Here is an 8975-nt window from a genome sequence, read left to right on the forward strand (position 1 = left end):
ATGTCATTCACCGACATCTTCATCCGACGGCCGGTCCTGGCTCTGGTGGTCAGCCTGCTGATCCTGCTGGTTGGCGTCCGGTCGCTGACGGATCTGCCAATCCGGCAGTATCCGGAGCTGCAGAACACCGTCATCACCATCACCACCTCCTACCCCGGCGCCTCTCCCGACCTGATGCAGGGCTTCATCACGACGCCCATCGAGCAGGCGGTGGCGACGGCGGAAGGCATCGACTACATCACCTCCTCCTCCACCCAGGGGGTGAGCCTCGTCACCGCCTACATCCGGCTGAACTTCAACCCCAACGTCGCGATGACCGACGTGATGTCGAAGGTGCAGCAGGTCAAATACCAGCTTCCGCGCGAGGCCAACGACCCCGTGATCCTGAAGTCCACGGGCGAGACGACCTCCATCCTCTACATGGGCTTCGCCAGCCCGGAGCTGTCCGGGGCGGCCATCTCCGACTATCTGACGCGCGTGGTGCAGCCGCTGCTGTCCACCGTGTCCGGCGTCGCCGAGGCGCAGATCCTGGGCGGCCAGACCTTCGCCATGCGCGTCTGGCTCGACCCCGACCGGATGGCCGCGCGCAACATCGCCGCCGCCGACGTGCGGGCGGCGATCCAGGCCAACAACTACCAGTCCGCCCCCGGACAGGCGAAGGGTGTCTTCGTCGTCTCCAACATCACCACCAACACCGGCCTGACCGACGTCGAGCAGTTCCGGCAGATGGTCGTGAAGTCCAAGGACGGCGCGCTGGTCCGCATGAAGGACATCGCCGAGATCGAGCTGGGCGCGCAAAGCTCCAACGCCAGCGTGTCGATGAACGGCCAGCAGGCGATCTTCATCGGCATCAACTCCACGCCGACCGGCAACCCGCTGACCATCGTGGAGGACATCCGCAAGCTGGTGCCGGAGCTTGAGCGCAACCTGCCGCCGTCGCTGAAGATGGAGATCGTCTACGACTCCACCCGCTTCATCCAGGCCTCCATCGACGAGGTGCAGAAGACGCTGCTGGAGGCGGTCGGCATCGTCATCGTGGTGATCTTCCTGTTCCTGGGCTCCTTCCGCTCGGTGCTGATCCCGATCGTGACCATCCCGCTGTCCATCGTGGGTGCGGCGACGATCATGTTGGCGATGGGCTTCAGCCTGAACCTGCTGACGCTGCTCGCCATGGTGCTGGCCATCGGCCTCGTGGTGGACGACGCCATCGTGGTGGTGGAGAACGTCCACCGCCACCTGGAGGAGGGAAAGTCGCCCGTCGAATCCGCGCTGATCGGCGCACGGGAGATCATCGGGCCGATCATCTCGATGACCATCACGCTGGCCGCCGTGTACGCCCCCATCGGTTTCCTCGGAGGGCTGACCGGCGCGCTGTTCCGTGAGTTCGCTTTCACCCTGGCGGGAGCGGTCATCATCTCCGGCGTGGTGGCGCTGACGCTGTCGCCGATGATGTGTTCGCTCCTGCTGACCCGCGACATGAACGAGGGCCGCTTCGCCCGCTTCGTCGACCGGACCTTCGACAAGCTGTCCGGCTGGTACGGGCGGCGTCTGGGCGGCGCGCTGGACTACCGGGCGGCGACCCTGCTGTTCGGCTTCGGCGTTCTGCTCAGCGTCGGCTTCCTCTTCGCCAACACCATGTCGGAGCTGGCGCCGGAGGAGGACCAGGGCATCCTGTTCGGCATCACCAAGGGGCCGCAGTACGCCAACCTCGACTACATGGACGCCTACGGGCGCGAGATGGACGAGGTGTTCACCCACTATCCGGAAACCGACACCCGCTTCGTGCTGAACGGCCTGCCGACCCTGACCCAGGGCTTCGCCGGCATGATCCTGAAGCCATGGGACGAGCGCACCCGCAGCGCCAAGGAGCTTCAGCCGCTGGTCCAGGCCGATCTCGGCAAGGTGGCTGGCACGCAGGTGTTCCTGGTGTCGCCGCCGGCCCTGCCCGGCTCCACTGGCGGCCTGCCGGTGCAGATGGTCATCAACAGCCCCGGCGACTATCAGACCATCTTCAACGCCATGGAGCGCATCAAGACCGCCGCCATGGAAAGCGGCATGTTCATCGTCACCGACAGCGACCTGCAGTTCAACAGCCCGGTCGTCCGGCTGCATGTCGACCGGTCGAAGGCGGCGGACCTCGGCCTGTCGATGCAGTCGATCGGCGACACGCTGGCGGTCCTGATCGGCGGCAACTACGTCAACCGCTTCAACCTGAACGGCCGCTCCTACGAGGTCATCCCGCAGGTGCCACGCGACAAGCGCCTGACGCCGGAGACGCTGACCCGCTACTACGTCACCGCGGGCAACGGCGCGCAGATCCCGCTGTCCACCGTCGTCTCGATCGAGATGGCGACGGAGCCGAACGCCCTGACCAAGTACAACCAGCTTCCCTCCGCGACCTTCTCCGCGGTGCCGATGCCGGGCGTGACGATGGGTCAGGCCGTGGAGTTCCTGGAGCGGCAGGCCCGCGAGGTTCTGCCCGCCGGCTTCGGCCACTCCTACCTGTCGGAATCGCGCCAGTACGTGACCGAGGGCAGCCAGCTCATGGTCACCTTCGCCTTCGCGCTGGTGGTCATTTATCTGGTGCTGGCCGCGCAGTTCGAATCGCTGCGTGACCCGCTGGTGATCCTGATCTCGGTGCCGATGTCGATCTGCGGGGCGCTGCTGCCGTTGTTCTTCGGCCTGTCCACCATGAACATCTACACCCAGGTGGGTCTGGTGACGCTGATCGGCCTGATCAGCAAGCACGGCATCCTGATGGTGGAGTTCGCCCGCGAGATGCAGATCAACGAGCGGGTGGACCGCCGCACCGCCATCGAGCACGCGGCCCGCGTCCGCCTGCGCCCGATCCTGATGACCACAGCGGCGATGGTGGTGGGCCTCCTGCCCCTGCTGACCGCCGCCGGCGCCGGTGCCGCCAGCCGCTTCTCCATCGGTCTGGTGATCGTGTCGGGCATGCTGATCGGCACGCTGTTCACGCTGTTCGTCCTGCCGGCGGTCTACACCGTGCTGGCCAAGGACCACTACGCGGCGTCGGTCTCCCGCCGCGCGCGGGAGATCGCGGCGGCCTCGCAGTAAGCATCGTCAGACCGTAGCCTGTCCAAGAAAAGACCCCCTCGCCTTGCTCGGGCGAGGGGGTCTTTTCTTTGCCGGCCTGCCTTTATCGGGGCAGAGCCGCGGCGACCGCGGCGGAGAGCGGCGTGGTCGGGCGCCCGATCAGCGCCGACAACTGGCGCCCGTCGTCGAACAGCGCGCCCTTCGACGCATCGGCGTCCCAGGAGGCGATGCCCTTCGCAAAAGCTTCCGGAAGGCCGAACCCGGCGAGAATGGCCGCATAGTCCGCCTCCGGCAGGTTCCGGTAGGGGATGTTCTTGCCGGACTGGCGGGAGATTTCCGCGGCCAGATCGGCCAGCGTCACCGCCTCGTCCCCGGCCAGCTCGTAGGTCTTGCCCTCATGACCGCTGCCGGTCAGCACCGCCACCGCCGCGTCGGCGTAGTCGGCGCGCGTGGCCGAGGAAATTCGCCCATCGCCGGCGCTGCCGATGAAGGCACCACCGGCCAGCGCCGCGCCGACCGAACCGGTGTGGTTCTCCGTGTACCAGCCGTTGCGCAGGATCATGAAGGGGATGCCCGACGCTTTGATGTCCGCCTCGGTCGCCCGATGCTCCTCGGCGAGGCTCAGTGGCGAGCGGTCGGCGTGGAGCAGGCTGGTGTAGACGATCCGGCCGACGCCCGCCGCCTTCGCGGCGTTGACGACGTTGCGGTGCTGCGCCGCCCGCTGCCCGATCTCGTTCGACGAGATCAGCAGCAGCGTGTCGACGCCGACCAGCGCGCGGGCGAGCGTCTCGGGGTTGCCGTAATCGGCCTCGCGGGCCTCGACCCCCAGGTCGGCGGCCTTGGCGGGGGAACGCACCAGGGCGACGATGCCGGAGGCGGGAACCGTCTCCTTCAGGCGGGCGATGACGAGGCGGCCAAGCTGGCCGGTGGCACCGGTGACGGCGATGGTCATGGTCGGGTGTCCCGTTTGCGGTTGGGTGGTGACCACCTACCTAAGCCACTTGCTTACTTTTCGTAAGTACGTACATAAATGTAAGTGTGACGATTTTTTCCAGCGGGAGAACGGCGATGCCGGAACCGGACGATGATTACATTCCGCTGCCGCTGTCGGAGCGGATGCAGCGCGGCGACCTGATGGCCGCGGCCTGCCCCTCGCGGGAGGTGCTGAAGCACGTCACCAGCCGTTGGGGCGTCCTGGTTCTGATCGCCCTGGAAAGCGGAACGCTGCGCTTCAGCGAACTCCGCCGCACCATCGGCGGGGTCAGCGAGCGGATGCTGGCCCAGACGCTGCAATGGCTGGAGGGCGACGGGCTGGTCAAACGCACCGCCCACGACGTGGTGCCGCCCCATGTCGACTACAGCCTGACGCCGTTGGGGCGGGAGGCCGCCGAGAAGGTGCGCCTCCTCGCCGACTGGATCGAATTCAACCTGCCGCGGATTGCCGAGGGCTGGGCGAACCGGCAGGACGCCGCCGCTGACTGACCCGCCCTACAAAAAAGCCGCCGGACGCGAGGGGGGTGCGTCCGGCGGTGCCGTGTGTTCAGGCGTTGGGCTCAGCCGGCCACGGCCGCCTCTTCGGTCGCCGCGGCCGCCGTCAGCCCCAGCCTCTTCGCGACGCCCGCGCCATAGGCGGGGTCCGCCGCGAAGAAGTGCGCCAACTGCCGCCGCTGGATGAAGCCCGGCGCCTCCCCCAGCGAGTTGGCGATGGTGTCCATCAGCCGCCCCTGCGCCTCCGCCCCGATCAGGCGGAACAGCGCGCCGGCCTGGGCGTAGTCATCGTTGCCCTCGCGGTGGTCGTAGCGGGCGGCGTCGCCGGAGATGCGCAGCGGCGGTTCGGCCACCGCGCGGTTCTGCACCGGCCCGCCGAAGCTGTTCGGTTCGTAGTTCGGGCTGCCGCCGCCATTGCCGTCGAAGCGCATGGCGCCGTCCCGCTGGTGGTTGCGGACCTCCGCGGCGTGCGGGCGGTTGACCGGCAGCGCCTGATGGTTGGCGCCCAGCCGGTAGCGGTGCGCGTCGGCGTAGGCGAACAGCCGGCCCTGCAGCATCTTGTCCGGGCTGAAGGAAATGCCGGGCACCACGTTGGCCGGGCTGAAGGCGGCCTGCTCGACCTCCGCGAAGAAGTTCTCCGGGTTGCGGTTCAGCACCAGCTCGCCGATCTCGACCAGCGGGTAATCGGCGTGCGGCCACACCTTGGTCACGTCGAACGGATTGATGCGGTAGGAGTCGGCCTCCACCTCCGGCATGATCTGCACCGAGACGGTCCAGGCCGGGAAATCCCCGTCGCGGATGGCGGCGAAGAGGTCGCGGGTGGCGTGGTCGGGATCGACGCCGGCCATGCGCACGGCCTGCTCCGCCGTGAAGTTCTGGATGCCCTGACGCGTCTTGAAGTGGTACTTGACCCAGAAGCGCTCGCCGGCCGCGTTGATCCACGAGAAGGTGTGGCTGGAGAAGCCGTCCATGTGGCGGTAGCCGCGCGGCGTGCCGCGGTCGCTGAACAGGATCGTCAGCTGGTGCATCGTCTCCGGCGACAGCGAGAAGAAGTCCCAGACCGCGGTCGGGTCCTTCAGGTTGGTCGCCGGGTTGCGCTTCTGCGTGTGGATGAAGTCCGGGAATTTCAGCGGGTCGCGGACGAAGAAGACCGGCGTGTTGTTGCCGACCAGATCGTAATTGCCGTCCTCGGTGTAGAACTTGACGGCGAAGCCGCGCGGATCGCGCTCGGCGTCGGCGGAGCCCTTCTCGCCGCCGACAGTGGAGAAGCGCAGGAACACCTCCGTCTCCTTGCCGACGTCCGACAGGAACCGTGCCGCGGTGTAGGGCGTCACGTCCTTCGTCACCCGGAAGACGCCGTAGGCGCCGGCCCCCTTGGCGTGGACCACCCGTTCCGGGATGCGTTCGCGGTTGAAGTGGGCCAGCTTCTCGATCAGGTGGAAATCCTGCATCAGCACCGGACCGCGCGGGCCGGCGGTCAGCGAGTTCTGGTTGTCGGCGACGGGGATGCCGGCAGCGGTGGTCAGGGTGCTCATGGCTCAACTCCTTGCGTTTCTTATCGGTTGCCGCGTCCGCTTTGCCCCCTGGTTATCCCGCCGTGTCGTTGATATATCCAAGACATCGTTTCAAATGCTCCGATAGCCTGAACCTATGAATCTCGCCGGTCTGTCCCTTCGCGATCTGGAATATGTGGTGGCGGTGGCCGAGCAGCGGCATTTCGGCAAGGCGGCGGAGCGCTGCTCGGTCAGCCAGCCGTCGCTGAGCGCGCAGATCCGCAAGCTTGAAGACCTTCTCGGCATCCCCCTGTTCGAGCGGACGAGCCGCCGTGTGCTGCCCACCCCCCAGGGCGAGGTGGTGATCCGTCAGGCCCGCGTCGTTCTGGAGGAGGCGCGCCGCCTGCTGGCGCTGGCCCGCGGGACGGCGGGGGCCCTGCACGGTCCGCTCGCCATCGCGGCGATCCAGACGCTGGGACCGTACCTGTTCCCCCACGTCCTGCCCGCGATGCGCCGGCACCTGCCCGACGTCCAGCTCGTGCTGTCCGAAGGCCGCACCGACGGCCTGCTGGAGGAATTGCGGGAAGGGCGGCTGGACGCCGTCCTGCTCGCCCTGCCCGTCGAGGCGGAGGGGCTGACCTGCGACGCCCTGTTCTTCGAACCCTTCGTGCTGGCCCACCCCACCGGCCACCGGCTGGAAAGCCTGCCCTCCATCGCCCTGGCCGACCTCGACCCCGGCGAGCTGGTGCTGCTGGAGGAGGGGCACTGCCTGCGCGATCAGGCGCTGGCCGCCTGCGGCGCCATCACCCGCGGCATGCGCCACGCCACCGGGCTGGAAACGCTGCGCCACATGGTCGCCAGCGGCACCGGCTACACGCTGATGCCGCGGCTCGCCACCGGCGACGGGGAGGCGGCGACGGTGGGTGGCTTGGTCGCCTACCGCGCCTTCCAGGGCGATCCACCCGGCCGCGTCATCGGTCTGGTCTGGCGGGCCAGCGACCCGCGCGCCACCGGCTTCCGCGCGCTCGCCCAGAGCCTGCGCGACGCTACCCCGCCCGGCCTGCGCCGGATCGAAGACTCAGCCGAGGCCTGACTCCGGCTCCGCCATGAAGGCGAGATGGTGCAGGACGATCCCGCTGGTCGTGGCGACGTTCAGGGAATCGAAATCCGGCGCCATGGGGATGCGCACCGTCCGTGTCCGCCCCAAGACGGACGCCGGCAGGCCCGGCCCCTCCGACCCCAGAAGCAGCGCCGCACGCTCCGGACGGCGCAGCCCCGCCAGGGTCACCGCTCCCGCCGGGCTCAGCGAGAGGACGGCAAAGCCGTGCCGCTCCAGCAGCGCGACCGGGTCGGTTCCCGCCGGAATCCGCACAAAGGGCACCCGCAGCGCCGCCCCGACCGACACGCGGATCGCCTTGCGGTAGAGCGGGTCGCAGCAGCCGGAATCGAGCAGCACCGCGTCCACCCCGAAGGCCGCCGCGTTGCGGAAGATGCCGCCCACATTGTCATGGTTGCCGATCCCGCACAGCACCAGCACGGTCGCCCGCGATCCCAGCGCGGCCAGAAGCGCGTCCGGCTCGGGCATCGCCGCCGCCCGCCCCAGGCCCAGGATGCCGCGGTGCAGAGGGAAGCCGGCGATGGCGTCCAGCACCTCCTGCCGGGCGCTGTAGACCGGCACCGCGGCGGGCAACGCCTCCAGCATCGGTGCCAGCCCGGCGATCCGCTTGTCGGCGATCAGCAGCGACAGGGTTTCATGGCGCGAGGCGGTCAGCAACGTCCGCAGCACCACCGCCCCCTCGGCGATGAAGCGCCCCTCCCGCCCCACGAGGTCGCGCTCCTTCACGTCGCGGTAAGCGGCGATCCGCGGGTCGTCCGGGTCGTCGATGGGGATGATGGAGGGGGGAATGATGGCTGGCATGGGCGCCTGTGTAGCGCCCCTGCCGTCCCATCGGAAGTCCGGAAAGCGCGGGGCCGATGTGAAGGGGGCCACTTCGCCACCGGCCGAAGCCCGCTAGACAGGACCGGCAACGCGGGGCGGCAGTCCCCGCCCGAACGGAGGAATCGCCCATGCCGACCCTGCCCGCCGTCCGCGCCCTCGGCGCAACCCTGCCGAAGTCACTCACCGCCACCTTGCTGGATGCCTGCCGCAAACTGATGGAGCGCCGGTCCCGGCGAACCGCCGTCGCCCCCGACCGCCTTGACGACCGATTGCTGAGGGACATCGGCGTCAGCCGCAGCGACCTGATGGCCGCGGAGCGTCTGACGAAGCCATCCAAGCGCAGCCGAGGCCGCTGAACCGGAGCTTACGATTTGCCCGCCGGAGTCACCCGCAGGATCTCGCCGCTGTTCTCGTCGGTCAGCAGATAGAGCGCACCGTCGGGACCTTGGCTGACCTGCCGGATGCGCTTGCCGAGATCGCGGAACATGCGCTCCTCGTGCTTGACCTTGTTGCCGTCGAGTTCGAGCCGCACGACCTCCTTGGTCGCCAGCCCGCCGTTGAACAGGCTGCCCTTCCAGCCGGGCAGCGTGTCCGCCGTGTAGAAGGTCATGCCGGAGGAGCCGATCACCGGAGTCCACTGGTACACCGGCTCTTCCATGCCGGGCGCGCTCGACTTGCCCGTCCCGATCGGCGTCCCGTTGTAGTTCACGCCGTAGGACACCACCGGCCAGCCGTAATTCTTCCCCGGTTCGGGGACATTGACCTCGTCGCCGCCGCGCGGGCCGTGCTCGTTGATCCACAGCGCGCCGGTCTGCGGATTCAGGGCGGCGCCCTGGATGTTGCGGTGACCGTAGGACCAGATTTCCGGCAGCGCGCCGGACTGGTTCACGAAAGGGTTGTCGGCGGGCACCGAACCGTCGCGGTTGATCCGCACCACCTTGCCCAGATGCGAGTCGAGGTCCTGCGCCTGCGTCCGGAACTGCTCCAGCGAGCGTTCG

At 68.5% G+C, this 8975-nt stretch carries 8 protein-coding genes (1 of these 8 only partly in view); 4 read left to right on the forward strand and 4 right to left on the reverse strand.

Translation table 11 applies throughout. The annotated features are described in order from the left end of the window. Window positions 1–3078, forward strand: a complete 3078-nt coding sequence (locus ABAZ39_RS31035) for a MexW/MexI family multidrug efflux RND transporter permease subunit (protein ID WP_040138187.1) — start codon at window positions 1–3, stop codon at window positions 3076–3078. An 82-nt stretch (window positions 3079–3160) separates the two neighbouring features. Here the strand turns inward: ABAZ39_RS31035 and ABAZ39_RS31040 are convergent, their stop codons facing one another. After that, a complete protein-coding gene (locus tag ABAZ39_RS31040) occupies window positions 3161–4009 on the reverse strand; it encodes an SDR family oxidoreductase (RefSeq protein WP_040138188.1) in 849 nt (282 codons plus the stop codon). A gap of 116 nt (window positions 4010–4125) precedes the next feature. On the opposite strand from ABAZ39_RS31040, the gene ABAZ39_RS31045 reads away from it, so the two are divergent. Then, a complete protein-coding gene (locus tag ABAZ39_RS31045; RefSeq protein ID WP_040138189.1) occupies window positions 4126–4539 on the forward strand; it encodes a winged helix-turn-helix transcriptional regulator in 414 nt (137 codons plus the stop codon). A gap of 71 nt (window positions 4540–4610) precedes the next feature. On the opposite strand, the gene ABAZ39_RS31050 is transcribed toward ABAZ39_RS31045, so the two are convergent. Continuing rightward, on the reverse strand, window positions 4611–6080 hold the full coding sequence (locus tag ABAZ39_RS31050) for a catalase (protein WP_040138190.1): 1470 nt from the start codon (window positions 6078–6080) through the stop codon (window positions 4611–4613). A gap of 115 nt (window positions 6081–6195) precedes the next feature. On the opposite strand from ABAZ39_RS31050, the gene ABAZ39_RS31055 reads away from it, so the two are divergent. Continuing rightward, on the forward strand, window positions 6196–7131 hold the full coding sequence (locus tag ABAZ39_RS31055; protein ID WP_040138191.1) for a LysR substrate-binding domain-containing protein: 936 nt from the start codon (window positions 6196–6198) through the stop codon (window positions 7129–7131). On the opposite strand, the gene ABAZ39_RS31060 is transcribed toward ABAZ39_RS31055, so the two are convergent. Then, the gene (locus tag ABAZ39_RS31060; protein WP_040138192.1) at window positions 7117–7956 is read right to left on the reverse strand and encodes a TrmH family RNA methyltransferase; all 840 of its coding nucleotides are present in this window, start codon (window positions 7954–7956) and stop codon (window positions 7117–7119) included. The two genes, ABAZ39_RS31055 and ABAZ39_RS31060, sit on opposite strands and share 15 nt — an antisense overlap. Window positions 7957–8105: 149 nt before the next feature. Here ABAZ39_RS31060 and ABAZ39_RS31065 point away from each other — a divergent pair, with 149 nt between their 5' ends. Next, window positions 8106–8333, forward strand: a complete 228-nt coding sequence (locus ABAZ39_RS31065; protein ID WP_040138193.1) for a DUF1127 domain-containing protein — start codon at window positions 8106–8108, stop codon at window positions 8331–8333. An 8-nt stretch (window positions 8334–8341) separates the two neighbouring features. On the opposite strand, the gene ABAZ39_RS31070 is transcribed toward ABAZ39_RS31065, so the two are convergent. Beyond that, on the reverse strand, window positions 8342–8975 hold the 3' portion of the coding sequence (locus ABAZ39_RS31070; RefSeq protein WP_040138415.1) for a PQQ-dependent sugar dehydrogenase. It continues 527 nt past the right edge of the window; only the last 634 of its 1161 coding nucleotides appear in the window; its start codon lies off the right edge, out of view; its stop codon occupies window positions 8342–8344.

Origin of the sequence: Azospirillum argentinense (genome assembly GCF_000632475.1) — a bacterium.
Classification (GTDB): Bacteria; Pseudomonadota; Alphaproteobacteria; order Azospirillales; family Azospirillaceae; genus Azospirillum; species Azospirillum baldaniorum.

Bases quoted from the DNA above. Each gene is read 5' to 3' on its own strand.
- ABAZ39_RS31055 (WP_040138191.1), top strand. From the start codon at position 6,196: ATGAATCTCGCCGGTCTGTCCCTTCGCGATCTGGAATATGTGGTGGCG.
- ABAZ39_RS31040 (WP_040138188.1), bottom strand. From the start codon at position 4,009: ATGACCATCGCCGTCACCGGTGCCACCGGCCAGCTTGGCCGCCTCGTC.
- ABAZ39_RS31060 (WP_040138192.1), bottom strand. From the start codon at position 7,956: ATGCCAGCCATCATTCCCCCCTCCATCATCCCCATCGACGACCCGGAC.
- ABAZ39_RS31035 (WP_040138187.1), top strand. From the start codon at position 1: ATGTCATTCACCGACATCTTCATCCGACGGCCGGTCCTGGCTCTGGTG.
- ABAZ39_RS31050 (WP_040138190.1), bottom strand. From the start codon at position 6,080: ATGAGCACCCTGACCACCGCTGCCGGCATCCCCGTCGCCGACAACCAG.
- ABAZ39_RS31065 (WP_040138193.1), top strand. From the start codon at position 8,106: ATGCCGACCCTGCCCGCCGTCCGCGCCCTCGGCGCAACCCTGCCGAAG.
- ABAZ39_RS31045 (WP_040138189.1), top strand. From the start codon at position 4,126: ATGCCGGAACCGGACGATGATTACATTCCGCTGCCGCTGTCGGAGCGG.